General features: G+C 46.3%; 30 protein-coding genes. 11 read left to right on the forward strand and 19 right to left on the reverse strand.

All coding sequences use genetic code 11. The features are described 5' to 3' along the window. The 4 genes from AC4E7D_RS01305 to AC4E7D_RS01320 all read right to left on the reverse strand — a co-directional run. Window positions 1-785 (reverse strand): glycosyltransferase family 2 protein (locus AC4E7D_RS01305; RefSeq protein ID WP_490171995.1); only part of this gene is annotated, 785 nt, incomplete at its 3' end. A 13-nt stretch (window positions 786-798) separates the two neighbouring features. Next, complete coding sequence (locus AC4E7D_RS01310; RefSeq protein WP_490171996.1) at window positions 799-1,968, reverse strand: Gfo/Idh/MocA family protein; 1,170 nt, start codon at window positions 1,966-1,968, stop codon at window positions 799-801. 5 nt (window positions 1,969-1,973) lie between these two features. Continuing rightward, window positions 1,974-2,696 (reverse strand): SGNH/GDSL hydrolase family protein, encoded by a 723-nt coding sequence (locus AC4E7D_RS01315; RefSeq protein ID WP_490171997.1) that lies wholly within the window; start codon window positions 2,694-2,696, stop codon window positions 1,974-1,976. Window positions 2,697-2,702: 6 nt separating this feature from the next. Next, on the reverse strand, window positions 2,703-4,196 hold the full coding sequence (locus tag AC4E7D_RS01320) for a S10 family peptidase (RefSeq protein ID WP_490171998.1): 1,494 nt from the start codon (window positions 4,194-4,196) through the stop codon (window positions 2,703-2,705). 126 nt (window positions 4,197-4,322) lie between these two features. On the opposite strand from AC4E7D_RS01320, the gene AC4E7D_RS01325 reads away from it, so the two are divergent. Then, entirely contained in the window at window positions 4,323-5,441 is a 1,119-nt protein-coding gene (locus AC4E7D_RS01325) for a Gfo/Idh/MocA family protein (RefSeq protein ID WP_490171999.1), read from the forward strand. 21 nt (window positions 5,442-5,462) lie between these two features. On the opposite strand, the gene AC4E7D_RS01330 is transcribed toward AC4E7D_RS01325, so the two are convergent. From AC4E7D_RS01330 to AC4E7D_RS01340, 3 genes are all read right to left on the reverse strand, one after another. Next, window positions 5,463-5,858 (reverse strand): hypothetical protein, encoded by a 396-nt coding sequence (locus tag AC4E7D_RS01330; RefSeq protein WP_490172000.1) that lies wholly within the window; start codon window positions 5,856-5,858, stop codon window positions 5,463-5,465. A gap of 287 nt (window positions 5,859-6,145) precedes the next feature. Continuing rightward, the gene (locus AC4E7D_RS01335) at window positions 6,146-6,910 is read right to left on the reverse strand and encodes a TIGR02757 family protein (protein WP_490172001.1); all 765 of its coding nucleotides are present in this window, start codon (window positions 6,908-6,910) and stop codon (window positions 6,146-6,148) included. An 18-nt stretch (window positions 6,911-6,928) separates the two neighbouring features. Next, window positions 6,929-7,591, reverse strand: coding sequence for an ABC transporter ATP-binding protein (locus tag AC4E7D_RS01340; protein ID WP_490172002.1), 663 nt, complete (start codon window positions 7,589-7,591; stop codon window positions 6,929-6,931). A 178-nt stretch (window positions 7,592-7,769) separates the two neighbouring features. Here AC4E7D_RS01340 and folE point away from each other — a divergent pair, with 178 nt between their 5' ends. Together folE and AC4E7D_RS01350 are read left to right on the forward strand one after the other, a co-directional pair. Then, window positions 7,770-8,372: a GTP cyclohydrolase I FolE gene (gene folE, locus AC4E7D_RS01345; protein ID WP_490172003.1), complete on the forward strand. Its 603-nt coding sequence runs from the start codon at window positions 7,770-7,772 to the stop codon at window positions 8,370-8,372. A gap of 37 nt (window positions 8,373-8,409) precedes the next feature. After that, window positions 8,410-8,712 carry a hypothetical protein gene (locus AC4E7D_RS01350; protein WP_490172004.1) on the forward strand — a complete coding sequence of 101 codons (303 nt, stop codon included), beginning with the start codon at window positions 8,410-8,412 and terminating at the stop codon, window positions 8,710-8,712. On the opposite strand, the gene AC4E7D_RS01355 is transcribed toward AC4E7D_RS01350, so the two are convergent. The 6 genes from AC4E7D_RS01355 to AC4E7D_RS01380 all read right to left on the reverse strand — a co-directional run bounded on the left by AC4E7D_RS01355 (window position 8,709) and on the right by AC4E7D_RS01380 (window position 13,490). Continuing rightward, on the reverse strand, window positions 8,709-9,038 hold the full coding sequence (locus AC4E7D_RS01355; protein ID WP_490172005.1) for a DUF6787 family protein: 330 nt from the start codon (window positions 9,036-9,038) through the stop codon (window positions 8,709-8,711). The two genes, AC4E7D_RS01350 and AC4E7D_RS01355, sit on opposite strands and share 4 nt — an antisense overlap. Before the next feature lie 30 nt (window positions 9,039-9,068). After that, window positions 9,069-9,524: a DUF6146 family protein gene (locus AC4E7D_RS01360; protein WP_490172006.1), complete on the reverse strand. Its 456-nt coding sequence runs from the start codon at window positions 9,522-9,524 to the stop codon at window positions 9,069-9,071. 89 nt (window positions 9,525-9,613) lie between these two features. Beyond that, window positions 9,614-10,246 carry a DUF937 domain-containing protein gene (locus AC4E7D_RS01365; protein ID WP_490172007.1) on the reverse strand — a complete coding sequence of 211 codons (633 nt, stop codon included), beginning with the start codon at window positions 10,244-10,246 and terminating at the stop codon, window positions 9,614-9,616. A gap of 78 nt (window positions 10,247-10,324) precedes the next feature. Next, entirely contained in the window at window positions 10,325-11,278 is a 954-nt protein-coding gene (locus AC4E7D_RS01370; RefSeq protein ID WP_490172008.1) for a D-2-hydroxyacid dehydrogenase, read from the reverse strand. A gap of 27 nt (window positions 11,279-11,305) precedes the next feature. After that, the gene (gene serC / locus AC4E7D_RS01375) at window positions 11,306-12,370 is read right to left on the reverse strand and encodes a 3-phosphoserine/phosphohydroxythreonine transaminase (RefSeq protein ID WP_490172009.1); all 1,065 of its coding nucleotides are present in this window, start codon (window positions 12,368-12,370) and stop codon (window positions 11,306-11,308) included. A 64-nt stretch (window positions 12,371-12,434) separates the two neighbouring features. Beyond that, window positions 12,435-13,490: an acyl-CoA reductase gene (locus AC4E7D_RS01380; RefSeq protein ID WP_490172010.1), complete on the reverse strand. Its 1,056-nt coding sequence runs from the start codon at window positions 13,488-13,490 to the stop codon at window positions 12,435-12,437. An 85-nt stretch (window positions 13,491-13,575) separates the two neighbouring features. Between AC4E7D_RS01380 and AC4E7D_RS01385 the strand changes: the two genes are divergently transcribed. After that, window positions 13,576-13,926, forward strand: coding sequence for a 4Fe-4S dicluster domain-containing protein (locus AC4E7D_RS01385; RefSeq protein WP_490172011.1), 351 nt, complete (start codon window positions 13,576-13,578; stop codon window positions 13,924-13,926). Here AC4E7D_RS01385 and AC4E7D_RS01390 read toward each other — a convergent pair. Continuing rightward, a complete protein-coding gene (locus AC4E7D_RS01390) occupies window positions 13,910-14,719 on the reverse strand; it encodes an agmatinase family protein (RefSeq protein ID WP_490172012.1) in 810 nt (269 codons plus the stop codon). The genes AC4E7D_RS01385 and AC4E7D_RS01390 overlap by 17 nt on opposite strands. Window positions 14,720-14,790: 71 nt before the next feature. Between AC4E7D_RS01390 and ychF the strand changes: the two genes are divergently transcribed. From ychF to mscL, 4 genes are all read left to right on the forward strand, one after another. Beyond that, window positions 14,791-15,885 (forward strand): redox-regulated ATPase YchF, encoded by a 1,095-nt coding sequence (ychF, locus tag AC4E7D_RS01395; protein ID WP_490172013.1) that lies wholly within the window; start codon window positions 14,791-14,793, stop codon window positions 15,883-15,885. A gap of 145 nt (window positions 15,886-16,030) precedes the next feature. Beyond that, window positions 16,031-17,890: a DNA topoisomerase IV subunit B gene (locus AC4E7D_RS01400; RefSeq protein WP_490172014.1), complete on the forward strand. Its 1,860-nt coding sequence runs from the start codon at window positions 16,031-16,033 to the stop codon at window positions 17,888-17,890. A gap of 25 nt (window positions 17,891-17,915) precedes the next feature. After that, window positions 17,916-20,570 carry a DNA gyrase/topoisomerase IV subunit A gene (locus AC4E7D_RS01405; RefSeq protein WP_490172015.1) on the forward strand — a complete coding sequence of 885 codons (2,655 nt, stop codon included), beginning with the start codon at window positions 17,916-17,918 and terminating at the stop codon, window positions 20,568-20,570. Window positions 20,571-20,580: 10 nt separating this feature from the next. Continuing rightward, the gene (gene mscL / locus AC4E7D_RS01410) at window positions 20,581-21,012 is read left to right on the forward strand and encodes a large-conductance mechanosensitive channel protein MscL (RefSeq protein WP_490172016.1); all 432 of its coding nucleotides are present in this window, start codon (window positions 20,581-20,583) and stop codon (window positions 21,010-21,012) included. On the opposite strand, the gene AC4E7D_RS01415 is transcribed toward mscL, so the two are convergent. From AC4E7D_RS01415 to AC4E7D_RS01425, 3 genes are read right to left on the reverse strand one after another with little or no spacing between them, the layout of a single operon-like run. After that, the gene (locus AC4E7D_RS01415; protein WP_490172017.1) at window positions 21,009-21,836 is read right to left on the reverse strand and encodes a TerC family protein; all 828 of its coding nucleotides are present in this window, start codon (window positions 21,834-21,836) and stop codon (window positions 21,009-21,011) included. The genes mscL and AC4E7D_RS01415 overlap by 4 nt on opposite strands. Next, window positions 21,836-22,213, reverse strand: a complete 378-nt coding sequence (locus tag AC4E7D_RS01420) for a DNA topoisomerase IV (RefSeq protein WP_490172018.1) — start codon at window positions 22,211-22,213, stop codon at window positions 21,836-21,838. Before AC4E7D_RS01420 ends, AC4E7D_RS01415 begins: the two co-directional genes overlap by 1 nt. A 45-nt stretch (window positions 22,214-22,258) precedes the next feature. After that, the gene (locus tag AC4E7D_RS01425; RefSeq protein ID WP_490172019.1) at window positions 22,259-22,618 is read right to left on the reverse strand and encodes a helix-turn-helix domain-containing protein; all 360 of its coding nucleotides are present in this window, start codon (window positions 22,616-22,618) and stop codon (window positions 22,259-22,261) included. 271 nt (window positions 22,619-22,889) lie between these two features. Between AC4E7D_RS01425 and AC4E7D_RS01430 the strand changes: the two genes are divergently transcribed. The 3 genes from AC4E7D_RS01430 (at window position 22,890) to AC4E7D_RS01440 (ending at window position 25,133) form a co-directional block, all read left to right on the forward strand. Then, complete coding sequence (locus tag AC4E7D_RS01430) at window positions 22,890-23,999, forward strand: M14 family metallopeptidase (protein ID WP_490172020.1); 1,110 nt, start codon at window positions 22,890-22,892, stop codon at window positions 23,997-23,999. 105 nt (window positions 24,000-24,104) lie between these two features. Next, window positions 24,105-24,587: an Lrp/AsnC family transcriptional regulator gene (locus AC4E7D_RS01435; RefSeq protein ID WP_490172021.1), complete on the forward strand. Its 483-nt coding sequence runs from the start codon at window positions 24,105-24,107 to the stop codon at window positions 24,585-24,587. A 30-nt stretch (window positions 24,588-24,617) separates the two neighbouring features. Next, complete coding sequence (locus AC4E7D_RS01440) at window positions 24,618-25,133, forward strand: DinB family protein (RefSeq protein WP_490172022.1); 516 nt, start codon at window positions 24,618-24,620, stop codon at window positions 25,131-25,133. Window positions 25,134-25,139: 6 nt separating this feature from the next. Here the strand turns inward: AC4E7D_RS01440 and AC4E7D_RS01445 are convergent, their stop codons facing one another. Next, a complete protein-coding gene (locus AC4E7D_RS01445; protein WP_490172023.1) occupies window positions 25,140-25,448 on the reverse strand; it encodes a hypothetical protein in 309 nt (102 codons plus the stop codon). 121 nt (window positions 25,449-25,569) lie between these two features. Continuing rightward, the gene (gene aroB / locus AC4E7D_RS01450) at window positions 25,570-26,631 is read right to left on the reverse strand and encodes a 3-dehydroquinate synthase (RefSeq protein ID WP_490172024.1); all 1,062 of its coding nucleotides are present in this window, start codon (window positions 26,629-26,631) and stop codon (window positions 25,570-25,572) included. Between the last annotated feature and the right edge of the window lie 197 nt (window positions 26,632-26,828).

Below are 26,828 nucleotides of genomic sequence, written 5' to 3' on the forward strand. Positions count from 1 at the left end.
GCTTTTGCCAGGGATTTGCCCTTAAATCCAGCCCCCCAAACTACTAATGGGCGCCTATTGTCATAATCCACTTTCAGGAAATAATGCCGTTTGATTTCCAGGAAATAATTCTGGGCGTAGTGCTCACTTGTGCGTGAAGTGCGGGTATCATAATCCCTCCAGTAATGCAGGATTTGATCTGAGGGGATACACTTCATGCCTTTTTCATAGAAGCGGAACGTGAGGTCGTAATCTTCGGGATAGCGATCGGGAACAAAGGCACCGCACCTTTCAAGATCTGTACGGGAAACCATCCAACAAGGGGAGGGGATCACACATTCTTTGTAGATCTCACTAAAATTCTCTCCTTTTTCGGTCAGGCCATTGATCCAGCTTTCGTATCGCGCATATCCATCACTAATACCCCTGTCTGAAAAATATTGCACCTGTCCTAAGGCAACGTACCCGTTGCGCTTGGCCAATAAACCTTTCAATAGCTGGCCCAGTTTCTCGGGTACCATGATATCATCAGAATCCATTCTCGTAATGTATGACCCGGTACTTTTTTGGTAAGCAGTTCGCAGGGCATGGATAATCCCGCTACCCGAGTTTCGCAGCAGCGTAATACGATCATCTTTTTGGGCATATTTCATCAGGATGGTTTCACTGGTGTCTGTGGAATGGTCGTTTACAGCGAGAAGCTCCCAGTTGGGGTAGTCCTGAACTAAGATAGATTCCAGGCAGTCTTCCAGGAAGTTTGCGGTGTTTTTGAAAGGCATCAGGATGCTGACCAGGGGATTCTTCATTTTCAGGGCCAGTTCAATCCTTAAAAAATTCTTTCCAAACTACCGTTTTACCTGTTTTGGCGGCGTGCTTTGCCGCTTCGAGGATTTGCATAACCACTAAGTTGTTTTCAGGCGAGGAAACCTCATAGGGGGCCATATCATGCTCTTTTCGAACCACCTGACTTAAAAAGGCAAATGGGTCGTTAACAGAGTAGGGTAGTTCCTTGGCAGTATATTCCACCGGACCCGTTTCTTCGTCTTCCTGAATATGCATTTCCTTTGCGTTTTTGCAGATCACATAGCCTGAAGTGCCATAGACTGCCATGTCCTTCCGGTTATGGGACCAATTCCAGGAGGCCTGGATGATCACTTGCGTTTCCGGGTAGGTCAGGATTATTGTGGCATCATCTTCTACCTCAGGGTACAAGTGGGGCTTTAATTGCTGAGTTACGCAGGTCACCGTTTCCGGTGTCTGTCCCTTGAGCATCCAGGTGGCTATATTGGCCCCGTAACAGCCAAAATCAGTCAGGGCACCACCACCATTCATAACGGGATCAGTTAACCACTCCAGGAATTCGGGGTTGCAACCTATTTCCACAGGGCCGGGATGCCCGGTGGTAAAGACCATTCTCCTTACATTTCCTAATCTCTTTTCCTCATGTAGCATTTTGTAGGCGTCATGAGTGCTTCCGTACCATGAGGTCTCATAGTTCGTGAGGAGGTGGATGTTGTATTTATTGGCCAAACCAATCATTTGCTTGGCGTGCTCATAGTTCACGGCCAATGGTTTTTCTACCATGACATGGATACCCCTGGGGGCACAGAATTGCACTACTTCCAGGTGGTCATATATGGTGTTGAAGGCCGTAACAGCTTCAGGTTTAGTGGCGAGGACCATCTCTTCAAGACTGTTGTACACCAGGTCCATGGAATATCCATGTTGTTTTGCATATCGCAGCGCCAGATCCCGATTGGGTTCAACGATCCCCACAATTTCAATATCGCCCCGGTCTTCCCGTCCCAGTATCCAATGTACGTGGGTATGAATCAAACCAACAACTCCTACCCGAAGGGGCCTGTTTTGTTGTTGACCCTGTCTGAGATGATTGTCAAATTCCCGGTGCACCTCAGCACTCAAATGAAGGGGACAGTACAAAAGAAGACTAAAAAGGACCCTGAATATGCTTTTCAATAACCAACTCATTCTTCTTAGGGTTTAAAGGATAGGGCTTTTGAAATGGCTTGTTCTGTTAAGGGCGCCATCACCTGGTATCCTTTGCTGTTAGGATGCACCCCGTCATACCCCAGGCTTTCCTGCAGTCCGTTGTTTCCGTCTGTCATGGCAGAAAAGTAATCCAGGTAAACCGCATTGGCCCGCCTGGCATAGGCGGCAATCATGGCATTGAGTTTCGGTATTTTTATGTTGGGTTGCATCCCCTTCCTCCAGGGATAGTCATAGGCGGGAAGTACAGACGCCAAAACGACTTGTATTCCATTGCTTTGCGCCAGTTCTGTCATGGATATGATATTGTCCATAATCTGTTCCAGGGAGGTGGGGCCTGTGTTGCCGGCGATATCGTTAGTGCCTGCCAGCAGGACTACAACTTCGGGGTCCAGTGCGAGTACGTCCTGGCGAAAACGCAACAGCATTTGGGGTGTGGTTTGCCCGCCAATACCGCGATTTACATAGGGCTTGCCTTCAAAAAATTGCGGGAAATGGCTCAGCCATCCTATCGTGATGGAATTCCCCATAAATACAATCCGATTTTCCCCTTCCGCAGGAGCCTCCAATTGGGCGTTGGCCTCCTGGAAATGCCCAAGGTCTGCCCAATCCTGGGCCTGGGTTCCCGTAATATTGAACCATCCTAGAACAAAAGAGAATAATCCGGACATCAATACTTTCCTGCGCTGAACATTGTTAAATAGCCACATAGAACATCAGTACTTGGCGCTCTTACCTTTTGTGAGGGTTCGGTTAATAAAATTACGGATATCTTCATTGGCCTGCTTCAGGTCTTCCCGCCTCAGGTACATCATATGCCCGCTTCGGTATCCCTTAAATTCAAATCGGTCTTTCATCCGGCCACTGGGATCGATCTGCCACATGGTATATTTAGCATTGAAATAGGTGGTGGCCCCATCGTAATACCCTGATTGGATCAGTACATTCAGGTAGGGATTTTGTGCCATCGCCTGCCGCAGGTTGTCACGCGTATTGTCATCTTTATTATCCCAGGGCCGAACAGGGCCAAACATGTTGTACTTGATATCGGTCTTGAATTTAAGCACCTCCTGCAAATAGTAATTGATCGCCGGGGTGAAGCTGTGCAGCCAGGAGGTGATTTCCGAGTTGTAATCGGGCCGTACCCCTGCCAATTGTTTGTCCATGCCCAGGTAGCGACTGTCCAGACGCCCAACGGTATATCCCCCCCGGTCCCTGAGGAGTGCCTTCCAGAAGTAGGAAGTAGGTACGTCCAGGTTGTGATCCAGGACCTCCTTTTTGTTAAGACCAGAGTAATAGGCCATTTTCTCCGCTACCTCGTTGCGTTCCGTCTCTGAAATAAAACCGCCTTTGGCAATAGCAGGGATAAGGGTGTTGATCGTATAGGCTTCAGCCTCTGGCAGGATGTCTAGGAGGTCCTTCTGTTGCAGGGCAGGGGGCAGGGCCTTCTGGTGCCAGGCGGCAGCGGTGTAATAGGGGAGGTTCAGGGCACTGCTCACAGGCCCTCCCACACGGATAACTTTATAATCAGCCGGACTTACCATAATTACGCCGTTGAGGTACATCCATTGCTGGTTTTGCAACGCAAGTGACAGTCCCATGACCCGGGTGCCTCCGTAGCTTTCCCCGATGATATATTTTGGGGAACGCCAGCGATTGTGTCGGGTTACAAAAGTATTCAGCCATTCGGCCAGGTATTTGATGTCAGCATTGATGCCGAAGAATTTACTGCGGTCCACTTCTTTTCCAGTTTCCGGGATGGTCCTTGAATATCCAGTGTTAGCTGGGTTGACATATACAATGTCAGTGACATCCAGGACTGAATAAGGGTTTTGTCGTACCCCGTAAGGCTGCACAGGGTACCCTTCATCGTCTATATTCAGGACGCGCGGCCCGGTGTAAGCCAGGTGCATCCAGACCGATCCGGATCCAGGTCCTCCGTTAAATGAAATCAACAAGGGTCGGGAAGGCCGGTCTTTGACATTATTCCTCGTGTAATACGTGTAGTGAAGAGATGCGATGGGCTTACCATGTTCATCCCAAACCGGTTGTGTGCCGGTTTCTGCGGTATACGTAAAGGTGTTTCCATTCACCGTAACACTGTGCTGGGTGGTAACCAGAGTGTCAATAGGGAGTTTGCGTTCCTGGGAAAAGCCAAGCAATATAAAACCAAAGCCGGCTGCAAGGAAGAAGAGAAATTTACGCTGCATGTGTGTAATTTTAGTGAGCTCCTAAAATAAAGAATTTCATGGACGTAAGGGAAGTGAAAGTGGGAAAGAGAAAAAGCAAGAAGGATATTCCGTACATTTAAAAGACGAATTCAAATGTAAGCTGATATGAAACGCAGAGCATTCAACACTGCCCTGGTCAAAGGACTCGGAGGAGCAGCCCTTTTAAGCAATATGCCTTTATCCTGTGCAATGAAGTCAGGGGAAGGAAAAAAGTTAGGTATTGCCCTAGTAGGATTGGGAAGTTACAGTACGTACCAGCTGGCCCCTGCCTTACAGAATACGGAACATTGCTATTTGGCGGGTGTTGTTACCGGTACTCCGGCCAAGGAACTTCGATGGGCCGAGCAGTACGGGATACCGGAAGGCAATATTTACAATTACCAGAATTTTGACAGTATCAAGGAGAATACGGATATCGATATCGTCTATGTGGTATTGCCGAACTTCATGCATGCAGAATTCTCGATTCGGGCAGCCCGGGCCGGGAAACATGTAATTTGCGAAAAACCCATGGCGATGAATGTCAGGGAATGTGACGCCATTATAGCGGCCTGTGATGCCGCCGGAGTGAAACTGGGTATCGGGTATCGCTTGCATTCCGAACCTTACACTCAACAAATAAAGAGCTATGTCAGGGATAAAGCCTTTGGGGAACCCCTGTATGTTTCCGCTGATGCGGCGTATGTTTCCCGGGGTAATCCGGACCAGTGGCGGTTGGATATCAAACGCTCCGGAGGCGGGGCGCTTATGAATATGGGGGTATACTCCATCCAGAGTGCCATCTATGGATGTGGAATGAACCCGGTTGCCGTAACAGCACAGGAATTCAGTACCCGACCCGAGTATTTTAAGGAAACAGATGAGACGGTGACAGCGCAGTTTGAATTTCCAAATGGCGTTGTGGGGAATGTCATGACTTCGCACAATGCCAGTGCCAATCGTCTTTATGTTTCCTGCACCCAAGGCTGGATGGAGCTGCAACCGGCCAACTCCTATGGGCCGTTACGGGGAACTACTTCTAAGGGCCCTATCTCCTTTTCCCATGAAAGCCAGCAGAAACTTCAAATGGACGACTTTGCCTTGCATATTCTGAACGGAACCCCAAACAGGGCCCCGGGGGCCATGGGGAAACGGGATATGATCATCGTTGAGGCTATCTACCAATCCATTGCCAATAATGGGGAGAAAGTGGCTCTGGAACTAGGAAATATGGGGTTGGTGTAGGGTAAACGATGTCCTGATCTTTCAGGGGTGAAAAAGATTTGACGGCTCTCCTTCCTTGTCATGGAGCAGCCACATTTCAGCAATTTTGATACTGTCGAAAATACGGAAGTTGGCTGCACGGTTGGTAGCTACCAGTTCCAAAAATTCCTCCTCTTTGTTGCCGTTCCAGACACAGGCCAGTTTCACCCGGTCGCGCAACACCTCGGCCAGGGATTCGCCCAGGAAAAACATCTCTATGGTGGGTATTTCTGCGTACCTGACGGGAATACAATCCACCAGTACCTTAAAAATGTTATCAGCTTTACACTTTCGAAGGATCACCTTAGGGTACTGAATGAAGTCCCAGTAATCATACTGACCAGATATGGTCATAACCAGGAATTGCATCTTATTCTTAAATACATAGGTACTCTTCATCCTATTCTTGTCGAATGAACGCTGCTTATTAATCGGAAAGTAATTCGGGGGGAGGTTGTTTGTTATCTAAGGTAATAAATATTTTTAAAATATTTAGGCAAAAACGTTAAAATGTTAAAATATCTTTACTAAAACTGCGATATAAGTAATAATTATATCAGTATAAGATAATCTTATTGCTATTTTCTTAAAGTGGATTTACGAAATTAAGGTTGTTAAATTCGGGTTTCCATGGTTCTCGCGAATCCGTAGGAGGCCTGTTCTAGTAGAATGCCTGTAATAGTCAGTTAAAACCTTTCAAAAACCCCCAGCCCAAAAAGGGCGTAGTCATATTTCACCGGATCTTCCGGGTCAAGCTTACGCAGACTGCGATCGAGCTCCATAACCGCTTTAGCATCATTCTGTTTTCGCTGCAACAAACGGAGTTTTCGCGCTACTTTGCCCGAATGTACATCCAGGGGACAGGAGAGCTGGGCGGGTCTTACGTTATGCCACAGGCCGAAGTCAACCCCGCCTTCGTCTTTCCGGACCATCCACCTCAGGAACATATTGATGCGCTTGGCAGCAGACCCTTTTGAGGGATCCGAAATGTGTTTGGTGCTTCGTGCCGGGTGTGGCAGTTCAAAGAAGTGTGCTTTCAGGGCGGTAATGGCCTCCTGCAGGTGGTCCTTGTCTGAATACTGATTGAATATACCTTCCAGGCCCTGGCGGTTCCGATAAAGGTTTCTAAGGGCTTTTATGAAGTATTTCAGATCCGTTGCATTAAAGGTGCGGTGCACAAACGAGGAAAGGGGTTCAAGGTCCTGCTCAGAATGCCCCATTACGAACGCATAAGGGGCCAGGTCCATCAGCTCCATCAGCCGGGAAGCATTCTGGATGATGCTCTTTCGATTTCCCCAGGCAATAGTGGCGGTCAGGAACCCACTGATCTCGATATCTTCTTTACGACTGAATCTATGGGGGATGCAAACAGGGTCTGTTTCCAGGAATTCCGGAGTGTTATATTGTGCGACCTTGACATCCAGAAACTCTTTTAATTCTTGCCGGGTCATATCGCTGGTACAACCATATTAAGGGATGATTTGACCATCAACCATTACAAGCTTGCGATCGGCCATCTCGGCCAACTCTTCATTATGGGTGACGATGACAAAGGTTTGCCCCATCTCATCCCGCAGCTGGAAGAATAATTTGTGCAAGCGGTCTGCGCTTTCGGAGTCCAGGTTCCCGCTGGGCTCATCTGCCAGGATCACAGAAGGTTCATTGATAAGCGCCCGGGCCACAGCAACCCGCTGTTGTTCTCCCCCTGATAGGGCCTGCGGCTTGTGCTGGATCCTGTGCCCTAATCCCAGGTACTCCAGAAGTTGCGCACCCCTTTCCTCTGCTTCTGACTTGCCTGTGCCCTTGATAAAAGCAGGGATGCATACATTTTCAAGTGCCGTAAATTCAGGTAACAGCTGGTGAAATTGAAAAATAAACCCGATATGTTCATTGCGAAAGCGAGCCAGTTCCCGGTCCTTCAGTTTGTTGACATCCGTTTCGTTTATGATCAACTTGCTGCTTTGAGGATTCGATTGCACATCCAGTGTACCCAGAATTTGAAGCAGGGTGGTCTTGCCCGCACCAGAAGCCCCTACGATAGAAACAATTTCCCCCTTGTCAATATGCAGGTTTACCCCTTTTAAAACATTCAGGGAACCGAAAGATTTTTCTATATGTTGAGCTGTGATCATGTCTGGAGATGCGCTATGCCGTTATTTTATGTAGGCAAAAGTAATAATATGAGGCCATATATAGCCGGTTTCCTTACAATTTGAAAAAGTAGGCCTGCTGACCGGAATTTTGCATTTAAAAAGGTACCTTCGTAACTATCACAAGCGCCGTTGTGCCTTTTTAAAATATAGCTGCACTATGCCACCGTATAAGAGCCTTGAAGAATATAATATTGAAGTTACCAATGAGGTAAAAGACCGTTACTCTCACATAATAAGCGAGATAGGAGAAGATGTTGATCGCGAGGGATTGATAAAAACACCTGAGCGCGCAGCTAAAGCGATGCTCTTTTTGACCCAGGGATATAAGCAGGATGCCGCCTCGGTGCTCAGGAGTGCCATCTTCAAGGAAACTTATAACGAAATGGTAATCGTTAAGGATATAGAGCTCTATTCCCTATGCGAACATCACATGCTCCCATTTTTTGGAAAGGCCCACATTGCCTACATCCCCAATGGTCAGATTGTTGGCTTGAGCAAACTGCCAAGGGTAGTGGATATTTTTGCGCGAAGACTTCAGGTGCAGGAGCGATTGACTGAGCAAATCCTGGATTGTATCAATGACAACCTCAAGCCCAGCGGTGTTGCCGTGGTGATAGAAGCGGCCCATATGTGCATGATGATGCGGGGGGTCCAGAAACAGAATTCGGTAACGACCACCTCAGGATTCCGGGGTTCTTTTCAGCAACAGGAAACCCGAAACGAATTTCTGAAACTCATCAGCAGTGATCTATCCGGATAATAGCCATTTTAAACTCCAATAGGTACAGGACAGCAGCATGAAAAAGAACCGCAAATGGCAATTTTTGATCCTGGGGCTCTTGCTGGACGGTATTGGCATGCTCTCCTTTGTGATTCCGGGAATTGGAGAGTTCTCAGATGTGATCTGGGCACCTCTGGCAGGTTGGCTAATGACCCGGATGTATCGCGGTAAAACCGGTCAGATTGCTGGTGTAGTGGCTTTTTTGGAAGAATTGATCCCCGGATTCGATTTCGTTCCTTCATTTACCCTTATGTGGCTGTATACCTTTTTATTTAAGGGAAAAAGTACAACTGGAAGCGTTGCAGCTAAGCCGGATTAGTCGTTATTGTTCCGGAACAAAAATCCCAGTCCCATGCGCTGGAGCATCTTCTTTTCAAAACCCCAGAAAAAGCTGAACTGGCCAAAGATCCATCCGAACAATACAAGTAGTACCTGGTAAATAGGAAATATGATGAGGAGTCTCATGGCCCAGTACAGGGCACCGCTCCACCAGGCATCGGGAAAATTAGCCCTGTCCAAACCCACCCAGGCCAGAAAAGGCTTGGCTACATAAACAGAAGCTGAGCCTGTTATGGCGAATACTATAAATATGATGATCAGTTGAAAATTGGAGTCGATGCCCCACCTCTTCTTAAGCTTTTCCATAGCACTCAAATCGAGGGCCAAAGATATCATTTATATCCTGGGAATAAAAGGCCCCAACCGCTGGCCGTACTTTCGCTGGAAATAAATGAAATAGTTGTACAGCTTGTAATTCACTTCATAGCCGTAATCAACAAGAGGGTCATAATTGATCTGCAACTCATACAATAGGGGATCGTACCTCCTGGGCCATATTACTCTGTTGTTCCACTCAGTTACATACAGCCGGTTCCTGGTTTCTAAAAAGGATTGGGTATAATATCCCCTAGGACGGGCCATGGTCCTCAGCCAGTAATCAAATCCGGGTTCGATGATAATAATTTCATAATTGGATTCCGGATCAGAAATCTCAACGGTATCCGCTTCCTGTTGCTTAAACACCTGGGATTCTTCCGGACTTATCCCAAGGGATTTTTGTGAACTTCCACATCCTTCAAACAATAACATAGCCCCTGCGATTAACAGTGCAATAGAGGTAAGCCTTTTCATGATGGCAACACTAATTTTGTAACTTATTAAGGTACAAAAAACCACCGGAAACTACCGGTGGTTCTCTAGAATATTGGATGCTGTTAAGGTCATTTCCCGAATAATCCTCCGAGGAGTCCTCCAACTCCACCTTTCTTTTTAGAACCTCCCATGACCATACCGGCCACATCATCGAGAACACTGCCGTCTCCGTCAGCATCGAGGAGGGTAGTGATCAGGCTTTGATTTTGTTCAGGTTGCCCGCCTAGCATAGATCCCAGAAGGTTGTTCATCACAGAAGAATCTTTGACCTGACTTTGCCGGGTTTGTTTGCCAAGAAAGCCCATGACCACAGGTGCCGCTATTTTCAGGATTTGCCCTATGCTTCCTGCATCTACTCCTGATTTCTGACTAAGAGCAGCTTCCACGTTTGCCTGTTTATTGCCGAAAACATGCCCGAGGATACCTGCGCCATCATCCAGGACTCCTTTGTCCACACCACCTCCAAAGAGGCCTCCCAGATCGTCCAGGATACTGCCATCGTGCTTGTTGGAAAGCGCATTGAGTAAGCCATCCGCGCCCTGAGGAGTTGATGCATTTTTCTTCATGGCCCCAAGCAGCAAAGGCATCGCCATGCCGAGGACATCTGCAGTTTTATTTTCGGGCTGACCGGTTTCGCCGGCAACACCGCTAATTAATTGTTTCCCTGCCGGGCTGTTCAAAAGGTCTAATAATCCAGACATATGTTTAAAATTAAATTAGATTAATCATTTTATATTGGGTAAAGTACAACATTCTGAACTCTTGTAAAAAATTGTTTGTCAATTCTTTAGTAGCTCAGTGATCTGGGCAGCCAGTTCGGTTCCAATCCTGTCCTGGGCCTCCCCGGTAGCAGCTCCTATGTGGGGTGACAGGGATATATTGGGGTGCATCAACACCTTGATCTCAGGTGTGGGTTCTGACTCAAAGACGTCCAGCCCTGCAAAACTGACCTTACCACTTTCAAGGGCATCAATCAGGGCGACTTCATCAATTACACCGCCACGAGCAGCATTGACTAGCCCGGTACCATCTTTCATCAGTTCAAATTCGGAACGTCCGATAATATATTCCTTTTGTGCAGGAACGTGCAAGCTTATGAAATCAGCTTTGGCCAGCACCTCTTGTTTCGACATGCTCTTAAAAGAAAAATCAACTTTTTGACCATCATAAAAGGAGAGTTCAATGTCTGCCTGCTCAATAAAAGGATCGTGATAGATAACTTCCATGCCAATCCCCAGTCCAATTCGGGCTGTTGCCCTTCCTATCCTTCCAAAGCCGATAATGCCGAGCGTTTTGCCTCGTAATTCGGTCCCCTTGGCGTAAGACTTTTTGAGCTTTTTAAAAGTTTTATCGCCTTCCAGGGGCATATTCCGGTTAGCATCGTAAAGGAAACGAACTCCTCCGAACATATGGGCAAATACCAATTCAGCGACTGATTCTGAAGAGGCGGCCGGCGTATTGATCACATGCAGCCCTTTGTCCCGGGCGTATTGGACATCGATATTGTCCATACCCACGCCCCCGCGGCCAATCAACTTAAGGCCGGGACAGGCGTCTATGAGTTCTTTACGCACCTGTGTGGCACTGCGTACCAGCAGTCCGGTAACATCATTCTCATTAATGTAATTGATAAGTTGTTCCTGGGCCACATTTGTGGTCAGGACTTCAAAACCAGCAGCTTCCAAAGCATCGATTCCGCTTTGAGATAGCCCGTCGTTGGCAAGTATTTTCATGAAATATGATAAATTTTAATTTTCAGATCAGGCTTTGCGCTCTAATTCACTCATTATGTCTACCAATACCCCAACGCTCTCCAGAGTAAGGGCATTATACATGGATGCGCGGTATCCACCCACGGAGCGGTGACCATTGAGCCCGTTTATTCCGGCTTCCTTCCACATGGCGTCAAAAGTCTCTTTGAGTCTATCTTCTGCAAGGGTAAAGGTGGCGTTCATCGTAGAACGGTCCTCTGGCTTGGCATAGCCATTAAACAGCGGATTTAGGTCGATCTCGGAGTAGATCAGCTTAGCTTTCTTTTCGTTTATCTCTTCAATGGCAGGGATGCCTCCCATTTCTTTAAGCCATCTCAGTGTGAGCATAGAGACATATACCGCAAATACCGAAGGGGTATTGAACATGCTGTCTTTGTTTATATGAACCTGATAGCTGAGCATCGAGGGTATTTTTCTGCTAACCTTGCCCAGCAGGTCTTCTTTCACCACCACAAGTGTTGTCCCGGCCGGACCCATGTTCTTCTGGGCCCCCGCGTAGATCAGGTCGAACCTGGAAAAATCCAGCTGCCTGGAAAAAATATCTGAACTCATGTCGCATACCAGCGGGGCCGAGGTTTCCGGAAATTCTTTTATCTGCGTCCCAAAAATTGTATTGTTTGAAGTCAGGTGCAGGTAATCCAGACCCTTTGGGATGCCATAGCCTTTGGGTATGTAATTGAAATTCTTATCCTTGGACGAGGCCACTTCAACCACCTCCCCCAGCAATTGTGCCTCCTTGATCGCTTTGCTGCTCCAGGTTCCCGTGTTTACGTACCCTGCTTTAGTTTCAAGGAGGTTATAGGGCACCATCAAAAATTCAAGACTGGCACCACCCTGGAGGAATAGGGCCTGATACCCCTTGCCTTCCAATCCAAGTAGTTCCAGGGCAAGGGACCTGGCCTCTTCCATTACCGCCACAAAGTCTTTACTTCGGTGGGAGATTTCTATGAGGGATAGTCCGATGCCATTAAATTCCACTACGGCTTCGGATGCTTTTTTCATGACTTCCTGAGGCAGTATACAGGGGCCAGCACTAAAATTGTGTTTTTTCATTTTGGGTTTTTTGAAGTAGTGTGTAAAGGTCTTAATTTATGGGCAAATCCTGGTAAATATTACGTTATCTTTTTAACAGGAATTCAACAGTATCGATACCGTCTGCGTAATCGCTGAGTGCAGGAAACTGAGTTTGCCCAAACGGAACTTCGTCTTCCCGGAATCCTTCAGCAACAATACACTGCAGCTGATCCTCGTCGGCCTTAAGTTTGTCTTTTAACGAGTCCTTATTCTCATAAAATTCATAAAAAAGCGTACCTATGGGAGAGGCATAGCCCGGGTCTTCCTTTAGGGTGAGGAACCCATTATCCAGGAAATCAAACTCGCTCATCAGATAGATGGCTTTGTTGTAATCGTAATTGTTTTGGTATTTCTGTTCCTCAATAATGTTTTTAAAGCCTTGGAGCCCGTCAAATAGCAAATCAAAAGAATAGCCTTTGGGAACAAATACCTTTGACACGCTGCGACAACCCAGGCCATAGTACTGGAAGATATCCCGCCCGAGGGCCTCGAGTGTTTTCCCCGATTCCCTGCCTGTAAGAACGGCCACCGAATTTCTGTTTTTTCTGATAATGCTGGGTTTGCTGCGGAAATAATATTCAAAATAACGGGCCGTGTTGTTACTGCCGGTAGCAATGACGCTGTCAAATCCTTTGAGGCGCTCCTCTTCAAAACGTACCATTTCTTTCATCCCAGGGACAAGCAGGTCCAGGATGTCTACCACTGCAGGCAAGAGCACGTTATCATTGGAGGATAGTTTTACCATTGCAGTATTGCCTGTAGTTATCACTGATAACAGATCGTGGAACCCCACCAGCGGAATGTTTCCTGCAAGTATAAGGGCAACCTTTTGGTTTCCATTATCCGGCAGTTCATAAGGTGCTATCCAACTACCTAGTGCTTTTTCTTTCAGGCAATCTCCCCATGCTTTCAACGAAAAAAGTATCTGTTCCCTGGTAAACCAGCCATTTCTATGCCCTGCCAGTTCCACAGCCTTCTGTAGTTTTTGAAATAACGGGCCTTCAGGGAGTACTTCTCCTTTTTCATGGAGTGCTGAGAATTCCCTGAAAAGGGCACCCAGCTTAACAAAAGCTTTTAATCTGTTTTGGAGTGTAGGCATTAAATTTGTTAAAATTATATGCAGCATTTACCTTTGCGCAAAAATAAAGATGCTGAGGTAATTTCAGCTTAAGAAAAGGAAAATTATGGCCATTATTATTACAGACGAATGCATCAACTGTGGTGCCTGCGAACCCGAGTGCCCTAATACGGCTATTTACGAAGGAGCCGATGAATGGCGTTACAGCGATGGAACTTCCCTCGAGGGAGCCGTAGTGCTCCCGGATGGCAAATCCGTAGACGCAGATGCCGTTCAGGAGCCTATCAGTGACGAGTTTTATTACATTGCTCCGGATAAATGTACAGAATGCATGGGCTTTCACGAGGAGCCGCAATGCGCTGCTGTATGTCCTGTTGATTGCTGTGTACCGGACGAGGACAGGGTAGAATCCGAAGAAGAGCTGTTGGCCAAACAACGGTTCATGCACCCGGATTAGATTGCTCTGCGGAGCTAGCCAGCATTACACTTGCAATTTCCTTGAGGAATTTGGAGCATACCACTGCAGTAATACCGTTTTGATCCCTAATGGGATTGTATTCTACGATATCTGCACCTACCAAGGGTGCTTTTATATTTTGTATAATTTCAATGACCTGCCGCGTACTGAAGCCGCCGGGCTCGTAGTGCGATATTCCGGGTGCGAAGGCGGGATCCAGGGCATCAATATCCAGTGAGAGGTAGAGGGGGCCTTTGAACTTTGGTAATTGCTCAGGTTTGTAGCCACGCATTTCCAATAGTTCCACACCAAACCGCCGTGCCTGTGCGCGCTGCTGTGCAGACAAGGTGCGGATACCCACTTGAACAAGTCGGGAGGCCAGTCCGTCCTCCATTATTCGCGCAAAAGGGCAGGCATGGGAATAGGGGTCCCCTTCGAAGCTCTCATACAGGTCTGCGTGGGCATCGATATGCAGGATTTCTACGGGCCCATAATGTCGATGAAAAGCTTTTAGAAGGGGGTAGGTAACAGAGTGATCTCCTCCTAGCGTAATTAAGGGAATCTTCTTATTAAGATGGCGATCTGTAAGTGTTTCAATTTCAAAGTATTCTGAGATTTCGAAATCACCACGGTCGAGGAGAATCTCCGGGCGGATTTCCGTTCCGTTTTCGGCAAAAAAATTAAAGGCATCACTACGGTAGGCTTCACGAATTAGGGGCGGGGCCTGAGCAGGACCTCTTAAATAAGAAGATTTTTCGTCATACAGGATTCCCTGTAGCTGTATTTTATGCATGAATAATAACAGACAATTGGTTCAATAATGTAATGTAAAAACTATATTTGCATCCTCAAAATGAACAGGAGATGAAAGCAGGTATCGTAGGACTTCCTAATGTGGGTAAATCCACGCTTTTTAACTGTCTTTCCAATGCGAAGGCACAGAGCGCCAACTTCCCATTTTGTACTATTGAACCAAACATTGGCGTGGTAAATGTACCTGACCGCAGGTTGGAGAAACTGGAGCAGCTGGTTAAACCGGAAAAGGTAGTGCCTGCTACTGTGGAAATCGTGGACATCGCGGGCCTTGTTAAGGGGGCTAGTAAAGGGGAAGGGCTGGGCAACCAGTTTCTTGCCAACATCAGGGAGACGGATGCCATCCTGCATGTCTTGCGGTGTTTTGATAATGACAACGTCGTCCATGTGGATGGTTCCGTAGATCCCGTACGCGACAAGGAGACCATCGATATTGAACTGCAGCTCAAGGACCTGGAATCTGTTGAAAAACGACTGGACCGCGTGTTGCGCGCCGCACGGACCGGTGACAAGGAAGCCCAGAAGGAGGCTGCTGTACTCGAGCAACTGAAAATACAACTAGAGGCGGGCAACTCTGTCCGGGCGATTACCCTGGAAGAGGAAGACTATTTGGCCTATGTAAAACCATTGCAACTCATCACGGCCAAGCCGGTGATGTATGTTTGCAATGTGGACGAGGCTGCAGCCGTATCAGGAAATGCCTATGTGGAGCAAGTAAAGGCTGCAGTGGCTTCAGAAAAGGCAGAGGTCTTGGTTTTGGCAGTGGCAACCGAGGCAGATATCATGGAACTGGAAACCTATGAGGAGCGTCAGATGTTTTTGGAAGACCTTGGTTTGGATGAACCCGGGGCGTCCAAGCTCATTCGGGCCGCCTACCGCTTGTTAAGTTTGCAGACCTACTTCACTGCCGGGCCAAAGGAAGTAAGGGCATGGACCATTCCTGTTGGGGCCACGGCACCCCAGGCTGCAGGGGTCATCCATACAGATTTTGAAAAGGGATTTATCCGGGCCGAAGTCATATCTTATGACGACTATACCACATTGGGTAGTGAAATCAAAGTCCGGGAAGCGGGAAAAATGAGGGTAGAAGGAAAGGAATATGTGGTGAAGGACGGTGATGTGATGCACTTCCGGTTTAACGTCTAGCAGCTATCCTCACTTGCCGGTTTTTCCGGCTTTGAGCGGATTTCATACTATCAACAATAGACGGGTTTTATTGTTAATTACTTTCCTTTCCTGTCACTTTGAAATCTGCCCTGAAATTTTATATTAGCAAGATAAACCCCAAATTATGGCAGTTACGCAGTATACGGAGGATAACATCAGGTCGCTGGATTGGAAGGAGCACATCCGGATGCGGCCGGGGATGTACATTGGAAAATTAGGGGATGGTTCTTCACAGGATGATGGAATTTACATCTTATTGAAGGAAACCATAGACAACAGCATTGATGAGTTTGTCATGGGGGCTGGTAAAACCATCGAAGTCTCCATTCAGGGAGACCGGGTTACGGTTCGGGACTATGGCAGGGGAATTCCGCTGGGCAAGGTCGTGGATGTAGTCTCCAAAATGAATACGGGAGGCAAATACGATACACGGGCCTTTAAGAAGTCTGTCGGTCTCAATGGAGTGGGGACCAAGGCAGTAAACGCCCTGTCTACTTTTTTCCGGGTAGAGTCTAACAGGGACGGCAAATCAAAAACAGCAGAGTTTTCCCTGGGGGAACTGGTCGAAGAAGATTTGCTGTCCGAAACTTCGAGAAGGAGAGGCACCAAGATCAGTTTTACTCCAGACCCGTCCATATTTAAGCATTACAAGTACAGGAACGAGTATGTGGAACGCATGCTCAGGAATTACGTTTACCTGAATCCCGGGCTCACCATTCTTTTTAACGGAGAGAAATTCCATTCAGAAAATGGTCTGAAGGACCTGCTGGAAGATAATAATAACCTGGAGGATATGCTGTACCCCATTGTGCACCTTAAAGGGGAAGATATTGAAGTGGCTATTACCCACAGCAAAACCCAGTACAGTGAGGAATACCATTCGTTCGTAAACGGTCAGCATACCACACAGGGGGGTACCCATCAGGCTGCCTTCAGGGAAGCCGTTGTAAAAACCCTCAGGGAATTCTACGGTAAAAACTACGACGCCTCAGATATCAGAAAATCCATCATTGCCGCGATTTCGATCAAGGTGATGGAGCCGGTATTTGAAAGTCAGACCAAGACCAAGCTGGGATCCACCGATATGGGAGGCGACCTGCCCACCGTCCGCACCTATGTCAATGACTTTATTGGGAAGCAGCTGGATAATTTCCTGCATAAAAACCCCGAGACAGCAGAACGGATACAGAAAAAGATCGTGCAGGCAGAGAAGGAGCGGAAAGAGCTTTCGGGAATCCGTAAACTGGCCAGAGAGCGTGCCAAGAAGGCGAGCCTTCACAATAAAAAACTTCGGGATTGCCGCATCCACCTGGGGGATATGAAAAACGACCGAAGACTGGAAACTACGTTGTTTATTACCGAGGGGGATTCCGCCTCCGGGTCCATAACCAAGTCCCGTGACGTGAATACCCAGGCAGTTTTCAGCCTAAGGGGGAAGCCATTGAATTCCTATGGCATGACCAAGAAAATCGTTTATGAAAACGAGGAATTCAATCTGTTGCAGGCCGCCCTCAATATTGAGGAATCCATGGAGGACCTCCGGTACAACAATATCGTGATTGCCACCGATGCGGATGTTGACGGGATGCATATTCGTCTGCTCTTAATTACCTTCTTTCTGCAGTTTTTCCCTGAACTCATCAAGGAAAATCACCTGTACATATTGCAAACCCCGCTGTTCAGGGTGCGTAATAAGAAAGAAACCATTTACTGCTACAGCGAAGAAGAAAAGAAGGCAGCCATAGCCAAACTAACAGGCAAGCCCGAAATTACCCGATTCAAAGGTTTGGGTGAAATCTCACCGGATGAGTTTAAACACTTTATCGGGGATGATATCCGACTTGAGCCTGTAATGCTGGATAAGGCAATGTCCATAGAAGAACTGCTTAAGTTTTATATGGGCAAAAACACCCCTGACAGGCAGGAATTCATAATAGACAATCTTAAAGTTGAAGTTGATCTTATAGAAGAAAACCAACTGTAAAACAATAAAATAGATTTCTTTCTCTATGGCAGATAATGATGCGATGAACGAAGCGCAGGAAGAAGAATACGGACATGATCAGGAAACCCTGACGCGGGTTACCGGCATGTACAAGGATTGGTTTTTAGACTATGCTTCCTATGTTATCCTGGAGCGCGCCGTTCCCGCTATTGAAGATGGTTTCAAGCCCGTACAGCGCAGGATAATGCACGCCCTTAAAGAATTGGATGACGGCCGTTACAACAAGGTCGCCAATGTGGTAGGGCACACTATGCAATACCACCCCCATGGGGATGCCTCCATCGCGGACGCCATGGTACAGCTGGGGCAAAAGGACTTATTGATTGACACTCAGGGGAACTGGGGAAATATCCTTACCGGGGACAGCGCTGCTGCTTCGCGTTATATCGAGGCCAGGCTTTCTAAGTTTGCCCTTGATGTGGTGTACAGTCCAAAGATTACGGAATGGCAGCTTTCTTACGATGGCAGGAAAAAGGAGCCGGTTAACCTTCCTGTAAAATTTCCACTTTTGCTGGCGCAGGGCGCTGAAGGCATTGCAGTGGGACTTTCCACGAAAATCATGCCCCATAATTTCAACGAGATCATCGACGCTTCGATCAAACATTTGAAGGGGCAGCGTTTTAAGCTTTTTCCTGATTTTCCAACCGCTGGAATCATTGATATATCCAATTACAACGATGGGATGCGAGGGGGCAAAATCAGGGTCAGGGCGAGAATTTCACAACAGGACAAAAACACCCTGGTTATCTCAGAGATCCCCTATGGCACCAACACCTCCAGCCTGATCGATTCTATCCTTAAGGCCAATGATAAAGGGAAGATCAAAATCAAGCGTATAGAAGACAACACAGCGGCAGAAGTGGAGATTTTGGTACACCTGCCCAGCGGGATTTCCCCGGACAAGACCATTGACGCCCTGTACGCCTTTACCTCCTGTGAGTCATCGATCTCCCCTCTGGGATGTATCATTGAAGATAATAAGCCCGTATTTATGGGGGTTCAGGAGATGCTCAGGCGGTCTACGGACCATACCGTGGAACTGCTTAAGTCTGAGCTGGATATACAGCTGGCCGAATTGGAGGAGCAGTGGCATTTTGCTTCTTTGGAGCGTATATTCATAGAAAACCGTATCTACCGGGATATTGAAGAGGAAGAAACCTGGGAAGGTGTGATCCAGGCGATTGATAAAGGCCTGAAGCCGCACACAAAACATTTGAAACGCGCCGTAACGCAGGAAGATATCGTTCGGCTGACCGAGATCCGGATAAAAAGGATATCCAAATTTGACCTGGAGAAAGCCCAACAGCATATTGAGAGCCTGGAAGACAAAATTGCCGATACCAAATATAACCTTGAAAATCTGGTTGAATTTGCTATTGACTATTTCAAGGACCTGAAAGCGAAATACGGCAAGGGACGCGAACGCAAGTCCGAAATCCGCATCTTTGACGATATAGAGGCCACAAAGGTGGTGATCCGGAATACTAAACTCTATGTAAACCGGGAAGAAGGGTTTATCGGGACTTCCCTCAGGCGCGATGAATATGTTACGGATTGCAGTGATATAGATGATATTATCGTCTTTACCAAAACGGGTCAGATGATGGTGACCAAGGTAGACTCCAAGACCTTTATCGGCAAGAACATTATACATGCGGCAGTCTTTAAAAAGAAGGACAAGCGCACCACCTATAACATGATTTATAAAGATGGCAGGGGAGGGGCGAGCTATGTCAAACGCTTTAATGTAACCAGCATCACACGAGACAAGACCTATGATCTGACTACAGGGAAAAGCGGGTCAGAAGTGCTTTATTTTACCGCAAACCCCAATGGAGAGGCAGAAGTCGTAACCATAAACCTGAGGCAAAAAGGGAATATTAAAAAGCTGAAATGGGATCTTGATTTTGCCGATGTGCTGATCAAAGGACGCGGGTCAAAAGGTAATATTGTCACCAAATATGCGGTGAAAAGAATTGAATTGAAGGAAAAAGGGCTTTCTACCCTGAAACCGCGTAAAATTTGGTTTGATGACACCATTCAGCGCCTTAATGTGGACGACAGGGGGGAGCTGCTCGGGGAATTTACATCAGACGACCGTCTGCTGATTATCAATCAGGAAGGTTTGGTGAAGACCGTTATACCAGAACTCACTATGCGCTTTGATGACAATATCATCGTTCTGGAAAAATGGAACCCTAAAAAGCCGATATGTGCTATTTATTGGGAGGGGGAAAAGGAGCTCTTTTACGTCAAGCGTTTTCTCATTGAGAATCCTGACAAGGAAGAAGTTATCATCACCGGGCATCCTAAATCCTATCTGGAAAAAGTGTTCACGGATTACCGTCCCGTAGCTGAAGTTGTCTTCGTTAAAAAGCGTGGTCAGGAACGCAAAGACAATCTGAAGGTAGACCTGGAAGAATTTATCGCCATTAAGGGCATAACGGCGATGGGGAATCAACTTACCAAAGATAAAGTCCTGGAGATTAATGCACTGGAACCCTTGCCTTACGAAGAGCCGGAGGTGCACGAACCAAAGGATATCGAGGTGGTGGATGAGGAAGATGTAATTCCGGGCCAAAAAGAGAAAAAGCCAAAGGTAGACCCCTCTTCGAATGGAGAGATCCAGGACCCGAACGGGCAAACTACCTTGTTCTAATTATTCTACATTGAAAAAGTTTGTTCAGGAATTCAAGAATTTTGCCGTCAAAGGCAACATGATCGATATGGCCATCGGTATCATTATTGGCACGGCCTTTAATGAGGTGGTCAACACGCTGGTAAAACGGGTGATCATGCCGCCCCTTTCCCTCCTCACCAATAATGTAAGTTTTACCAACCTTAAATGGGTGCTAAAGGAAAAAGTAGGGGAAGGAGAGGAAATATCTATTGGTTATGGAGAGTTGATCGAAGTACTTGTTGATTTTCTGATCATCGCTTTCACCATTTTCTTAGTCATCAAATTCATTAACCGCCTCAGGGATAAAGCCGAAGACCCTAAGAATCAGGAGGAAGTCACCCCGAAAAACATTGCCCTGCTAGCCCGGCTTGAAGAATTGCTGGAAGAGCAAAACGAGATCCTGCGCAACTCCAAAAATTAAGACTTTTCTTTAGCCGCCTTTTCTGCTGCTTCTTCGGGGGTAACATTTTTGCGCATCCGCATATTGAGGAATTCCACCAGCAGTGAAAAGGCAATTGCGAAATACAAATATCCTTTTGGAATTGCTCCGATCTCCTGGTCAAACACCTTGGTATGACTGAGGTGTGCCGCCTCGGCTATCAGCATAAAACCAATCAGGATGAGAAATGCCAACGCCAGCAACTGCATGGAGGGGTGTTTGTTGATAAACACCCGAATGGGATTCGCAAAGATCATCATGATCAGTATGGAAATCACCACGGCAATCACCATTAATACCAGGGCGTCCATTGGCTTGTCTCCTATGCCGTTGGTCATTCCTACAGCAGTTAGAATGGAATCGATGGAAAAAATAAAGTCGATCAGGACGATTTGGAAAATGGCCCTGGAATAACTGGTCAGGTTTTTAGCTTTAATGGCTTCTTCGTCGTGATGAGGAAGTTCAACCTTTTCATGAATTTCCGAAGTGCTCTTGTAAAGCAGGAAAAGACCGCCAAGAAATAAGATTACTGCTTGTCCGCTCACCCCTACGGAGAGCCACTCGGTCTTGATATAATAAAAAGGGTTGCTTAAGCCGATAAGAAAGGAAACCGCAAACAGCAGGATGATCCGTTGAACCATGGCCAGCAGCAATCCGATATTGGTAGCTTTCTTTTGCTGTTTTTGGGGTAGTTTGTTCGCGGCTATGGAGATGAATACGATGTTGTCTATTCCCAGAACTATTTCCAGAAAGGTAAGCGTGAGTAGGGCTACCCAGGCATCCGGGCTGGAGAGGATATCAAACATTACGGATTAATTTTTATTGCAGTTCCTCTGGATTTACGGCTCTCCCCGACAAAACTGTATTCAAATGTATAAGAATTCTCGTCCGTAGACAAAATTTTCATGTGGATGGATTTTTCTTCTGCCTTGCTCCTTGGGTTTAGGTTTTTGACGATGTATTCACAGTCGTTCAGCCACCTGATCGAAGAGGTATCGCTTTTGCCCTCAAAATATTCAATTTGAATTCCTTCATTGCGGACAAAGGTGGTAGTTTTTTCCTCCCCTTCGATTTCCGTGGTAAAAGAAAAAGTCCCGGTCTTATAGTCTTTGCAATTTCGTTCGGGCTGGTAGCAGGAGGCGAGCAATATCAGAAGCGTTGCAGATGGCAAGAATGATCTCATGCCTGCAAAGTAACGAAATGGCAGGGAGAAATCATATCCTGTAGCCTATCCTTGTCCGGGTTTGTAGGTCTTAAAAGTACCATCACCGTAGAAAACAATGATCTTTTCGATTTGTGTGTCAGGAACTGTTTTGACCTTATCTTTTCTTGGGTCAGGGGCAGAGGAGGTTTGAGGTTGTTGCTGAGGGAAACTTCCCTTTCCATTCAACAGCCAGTAGAGGTTTACTTCAGGAAACGTTTTTACTACGCGCATAACAAATTCCAGACTGGGCTTGTTTCGGCCGGAAAGCAAATGTGAAATACTGCTTCGCTGCACTCCGATGCGGTCTGCAAACGAGGAGGCAGATAAGCCGTAATAGCTGAGTAATTCTTCCAGTCGCTCCACAAATGCCGCAGTGTTTACCATTGTAACTCCTTAAGTATTTTCAGATGTTAAAATCGGATGAATTTATCCAAATATGCAGTATAAATATTTAAATTAAAAGTTGTTTTAAAATAATTTAATATACTGATATAGTTATATATAGATAATAAAATTAAAAATTGTTAATCCTACGTATACAATTGTATAGAACACTGGGGTTTCGAACCGCAAAATCTGTATACAAATGTAACAATTTTCGTAACAAATGTAATGTGTCCAGGCCTTACCTTTGTAAAAACTTCAGTTGATAACTATGGCGGGAATTGGTATCGCTCATAACGAATTTAAAGTAGCTGCTTTGAACGGCAGGTACCTGACGCCTGATCAAATTTTACAATTCTATACCAATTACCTGCCTACGGACAATTTTGCGCCTCTGGGGAATTCTGTGGAAGGGCGCCCCATACATGGGGTGACTCTTGGCAAGGGTAAGAAGAAGATCCTTATGTGGTCACAGATGCATGGCAATGAGTCAACTACCACTAAAGCCGTAGCTGATCTTATCTATTTCCTGTTGGAACCCGGGCACCTGGCTGAAGAATTGTTACGCAGTTGTCAGCTGCAGATCATTGGAATGCTCAATCCTGACGGCGCCATCCGGTATACCAGAGAGAATGCAAGGGGTGTTGACCTGAACAGGGATGCGGCTGAGCTGACACAGCCAGAGAGTAAGCTTCTGAGAAAGGCCTACGATTCTTTTTGCCCTGATTATTGCTTTAACCTGCACGATCAGCGAACCATCTACAATGTAGGCGCAAGTCAGGTGCCTGCCACCCTCTCTTTCCTTGCGCCCTCAAGGGACCGCAACCGCGAAATAGATACTTCCCGAGAAATCAGCATGCAAATCATAGCGGCGATAAATAATGCCCTTCAGCAGCAAATCCCCGGGGGGATAGGTCGATATGACGATGCCTTCAATCCCAATTGTATAGGCGATACCCTTCAAATGCTGGGTACGCCTACCATCTTGTTCGAAGCGGGCCACTTCCCCGCTGATTATCAACGTGAAGTTACCCGAGAATATGTCTTTTACGCTTTAATCGAAGCGATTACCACAATAGCCCGTGAAACCTACAGGGAGTTTGATATTGATGCTTATTTTCAAATTCCCGAGAATGAAAAGCGTTATTTTGACATTTTGATCAGAAATGTAGCAGCCATGGGAAAGAATATGGCAATTAAGGAAGATTTGGGACTTATGCTGAAGGAAGAATTACATGAGGGTAAAATTGTTTTTATACCCTATGTGGAGCAGCGGGGGAATTTATCCAAAAAACTGGGACATGCAACGTATGATTACCAGGATCCCCAACAGCGGAAATTTTTGGAGCGTGCTCCTTTTGCAGAATTGCTAAACATTTAGAAAAAAACTAAAAAAAGCACCATATTTTACGTTTTTTTCAGATATCCTCAATTTTCGTTACGTTTATTTTCTTAATTTTTTACTTTTGCCAAAAAGTTTTTTGATATGACGGGAAAAGTAAAACTCGACGAAATAGATCATCAGATCCTGGATATGCTCATTGATAATACGCGAACTCCTTTTACGGATATCGCTAAGAAATTGCTTATTTCAGCAGGGACAGTGCACGTGCGGGTGAAGAAAATGGAGGAAGCAGGTATTATCAAGGGGTCCTCACTTACCTTGGATTATGTGAAGCTGGGGTATTCCTTTATTGCCTATGTGGGCATATTTCTTGAAAAAACACACCAGACAAAGTTCGTACTGGAACGCCTTACAGAAATACCAAACGTAACTGTAGCCCATATCACCACAGGGAAGTTCAATATCTTTTGTAAGATTAGGGCTAAGGATACCACCCACGCCAAGAATATCATTTTTAAGATAGACGACATTGAGGGCATCAGCAGGACTGAGACCATGATTTCCCTGGAAGAAAGCATCAATGATAAGAAACGGTTGATGCATACGATCTTCAATGAACTTTAAACCGGAACCTTATCCCTCCATTATTATCTAATGCGGTCAACTGAATTACAAGCCGGAGAATACCATGAATTTTATGAGCCTTATATCAAGGCCCTGGGTGATGTGGAGCTTTTGGATATGTTACAGAAGCAATATGTAAACTTCCCACAGTTCCTCGCCAGTATTCCCCTTGAGAAGTATCCGTATTCCTATGCTGAAGGTAAGTGGACGGTAGCTCAGGTATTGGTTCATATACTGGACGCAGAGCGGGTGTTTCAATACCGTGCACTGCGCTTTGCCCGCAATGATGCCACGGCGCTACCCGGGTTTGACCAGGATGCTTATGTACCTTTTTCAGGTGCGGAACAAATTAGCAAGGAAGCAGTGGTGGAACAATATCTGGCGATTCGCCAAAGCACTATTACCCTGTTTTCATCTTTCGATGATGAAGCACTGATGCGCAAGGGTACTGCCAGCAATGTTAGTATGAGTGTAAGGGCACTGGGATTCTTTTGCTGTGGGCATCAAAAGCACCACAAGCAGATCTTGAAGGACCTTTATTTGTAGTAACGGCTAGTCGCTATCGTCATCCATCTCCTCCTCCATATTGAGTTCTAGCTCGGGTTCCCCGGAGTTTTCCGGTGTTTCGAGCTCCTTCTCCATGGTGTCTTCGAAGTTAGAGATGAAATCTGACAGACTTTTGCTGATCTTTACCAGGTATAAGGTGTCTTCCGTCCTGAGCTCTACAGCCTGAACGAATTCACCCGCACCGTTTCTGAAAGCGATGATGTCTTCGTCGCCATATCCGTCGGGATACGATTCAATCAGCAAAGCTGCTGTTGCGTGATCCAGCTTTTTGTAATCTACCAGAATACGTTTCATGGGTTGACGGTTTTAACTGGTTGGTTTTCCTATAGTGAGTTAACACAATTCTAAGCTAGGAATTTTTTCTTTTGACCAAAAGCATTGAGTTGCCAACACTCAAAAAAAGTAGGTGTAGCTATTAATCTTTGTAGTAAGAAAAGGCTTCCTGGAAGAGCTCCTTGGGAATTTTGTTGTCGATGATGGTGTCGCCTATACGTTTCAGCACTACAAAATTGATACTGCCCCTGGTGTTCTTCTTGTCAAATCTCAACAATTCCACGATCTGGCTCACGTCCTGCTCACTAAAGTCGATCTTTTCAAAGCGTTTGGAAAACTCTGTTTTAATATCCTCTAACTGATGCATTCCAAGCCCGATGGTGCGATTAGACAGATAGGCCTCCAGCACCATGCCAATTGCTATAGCCTCTCCGTGAAGCAGTGGCGGACGCGCATTGTCCTCAAGAGAATACGACTCTATGGCGTGACCAAAAGTATGACCGAAGTTCAGAATTTTCCTGAGGTTTTTTTCTTTTGGATCCTGGCTTACGATATCGTTTTTGATTTTTAACGATTCATAGATATGCTTGTCCAGGTTTTTGTAATCATCCACCTTCTTCAGGGTCGTCCAGTAGCTGCCGCTGGCAATGAGGCCGTGTTTCATCATTTCAGCAAATCCGCTCCTGAGTTGCCGCTCATCAAGGGTTTCCAGATAATCCGGGGCTACCAGGACCATTTCCGGGTTGCTAAATACCCCTATTTGATTTTTTAGTACACCCAGGTCTACCCCTGTTTTACCACCAATAGAAGCATCCACCATCGCCAGCAGGGAGGTGGGAACGTTAATGAATTTTATTCCACGCTTAAAGGTCGAGGCAACAAAACCGCCAAGGTCAGTAATCACACCACCACCGAGGTTGATCAGCAGGCTCCTGCGATCGGCATCCATGTCAGAAAGGCTATTCCAGACCTGCATACAGGTGTCCATATTCTTGTGGATCTCACCGGATTTGATCTGTATGGTCTCGAACTCAAATTTGCCACCCATGTTGGCCCTGAACTCTGGCAGGCAATGCTCGGCGGTATTTTCATCAACCAGGATAAATACCTTGGAGTATTTCTTCTCCTTGAGGTGCAGCCTTAATTTGTAGTAAGCTTCATCTTCGAAGTATATGGTGCCGGAATTCGCGGGTATTGCTTCCATGGATTAATTATTTTAGCATGGCAAAATAAGGGCAATTTTTTTGGATTTGAAACTGGCCTCATCTTTTTATTCATAAATTCTGTCATTATATTTACAAGGCTGATAAATTCACAATAATGAAAGGAATTTTTGAGGATACTGCAACGGCATTTGCATTGAAATCTGACTCTGAGCTGGAACGGGCCTACTTCCTGTTT

It is taken from the genome of Lentiprolixibacter sp., from assembly GCF_982873095.1.

Coding starts and splice junctions, on each gene's coding strand:
- AC4E7D_RS01365 (WP_490172007.1), bottom strand. CDS start 10,246: ATGTCTGGATTATTAGACCTTTTGAACAGCCCGGCAGGGAAACAATTA.
- AC4E7D_RS01390 (WP_490172012.1), bottom strand. CDS start 14,719: ATGCATAAAATACAGCTACAGGGAATCCTGTATGACGAAAAATCTTCT.
- AC4E7D_RS01330 (WP_490172000.1), bottom strand. CDS start 5,858: ATGAAGAGTACCTATGTATTTAAGAATAAGATGCAATTCCTGGTTATG.
- AC4E7D_RS01325 (WP_490171999.1), top strand. CDS start 4,323: ATGAAACGCAGAGCATTCAACACTGCCCTGGTCAAAGGACTCGGAGGA.
- AC4E7D_RS01370 (WP_490172008.1), bottom strand. CDS start 11,278: ATGAAAATACTTGCCAACGACGGGCTATCTCAAAGCGGAATCGATGCT.
- AC4E7D_RS01340 (WP_490172002.1), bottom strand. CDS start 7,591: ATGATCACAGCTCAACATATAGAAAAATCTTTCGGTTCCCTGAATGTT.
- AC4E7D_RS01435 (WP_490172021.1), top strand. CDS start 24,105: ATGACGGGAAAAGTAAAACTCGACGAAATAGATCATCAGATCCTGGAT.
- AC4E7D_RS01350 (WP_490172004.1), top strand. CDS start 8,410: ATGAAAAAGAACCGCAAATGGCAATTTTTGATCCTGGGGCTCTTGCTG.
- AC4E7D_RS01380 (WP_490172010.1), bottom strand. CDS start 13,490: ATGCCTACACTCCAAAACAGATTAAAAGCTTTTGTTAAGCTGGGTGCC.
- AC4E7D_RS01360 (WP_490172006.1), bottom strand. CDS start 9,524: ATGAAAAGGCTTACCTCTATTGCACTGTTAATCGCAGGGGCTATGTTA.
- AC4E7D_RS01320 (WP_490171998.1), bottom strand. CDS start 4,196: ATGCAGCGTAAATTTCTCTTCTTCCTTGCAGCCGGCTTTGGTTTTATA.
- folE (WP_490172003.1), top strand. CDS start 7,770: ATGCCACCGTATAAGAGCCTTGAAGAATATAATATTGAAGTTACCAAT.
- aroB (WP_490172024.1), bottom strand. CDS start 26,631: ATGGAAGCAATACCCGCGAATTCCGGCACCATATACTTCGAAGATGAA.
- AC4E7D_RS01315 (WP_490171997.1), bottom strand. CDS start 2,696: ATGTGGCTATTTAACAATGTTCAGCGCAGGAAAGTATTGATGTCCGGA.
- AC4E7D_RS01355 (WP_490172005.1), bottom strand. CDS start 9,038: ATGGAAAAGCTTAAGAAGAGGTGGGGCATCGACTCCAATTTTCAACTG.
- AC4E7D_RS01440 (WP_490172022.1), top strand. CDS start 24,618: ATGCGGTCAACTGAATTACAAGCCGGAGAATACCATGAATTTTATGAG.
- AC4E7D_RS01310 (WP_490171996.1), bottom strand. CDS start 1,968: ATGAGTTGGTTATTGAAAAGCATATTCAGGGTCCTTTTTAGTCTTCTT.
- AC4E7D_RS01445 (WP_490172023.1), bottom strand. CDS start 25,448: ATGAAACGTATTCTGGTAGATTACAAAAAGCTGGATCACGCAACAGCA.
- AC4E7D_RS01415 (WP_490172017.1), bottom strand. CDS start 21,836: ATGTTTGATATCCTCTCCAGCCCGGATGCCTGGGTAGCCCTACTCACG.
- AC4E7D_RS01425 (WP_490172019.1), bottom strand. CDS start 22,618: ATGGTAAACACTGCGGCATTTGTGGAGCGACTGGAAGAATTACTCAGC.
- AC4E7D_RS01420 (WP_490172018.1), bottom strand. CDS start 22,213: ATGAGATCATTCTTGCCATCTGCAACGCTTCTGATATTGCTCGCCTCC.
- serC (WP_490172009.1), bottom strand. CDS start 12,370: ATGAAAAAACACAATTTTAGTGCTGGCCCCTGTATACTGCCTCAGGAA.
- AC4E7D_RS01405 (WP_490172015.1), top strand. CDS start 17,916: ATGGCAGATAATGATGCGATGAACGAAGCGCAGGAAGAAGAATACGGA.
- AC4E7D_RS01335 (WP_490172001.1), bottom strand. CDS start 6,910: ATGACCCGGCAAGAATTAAAAGAGTTTCTGGATGTCAAGGTCGCACAA.
- AC4E7D_RS01400 (WP_490172014.1), top strand. CDS start 16,031: ATGGCAGTTACGCAGTATACGGAGGATAACATCAGGTCGCTGGATTGG.
- AC4E7D_RS01430 (WP_490172020.1), top strand. CDS start 22,890: ATGGCGGGAATTGGTATCGCTCATAACGAATTTAAAGTAGCTGCTTTG.
- ychF (WP_490172013.1), top strand. CDS start 14,791: ATGAAAGCAGGTATCGTAGGACTTCCTAATGTGGGTAAATCCACGCTT.
- AC4E7D_RS01385 (WP_490172011.1), top strand. CDS start 13,576: ATGGCCATTATTATTACAGACGAATGCATCAACTGTGGTGCCTGCGAA.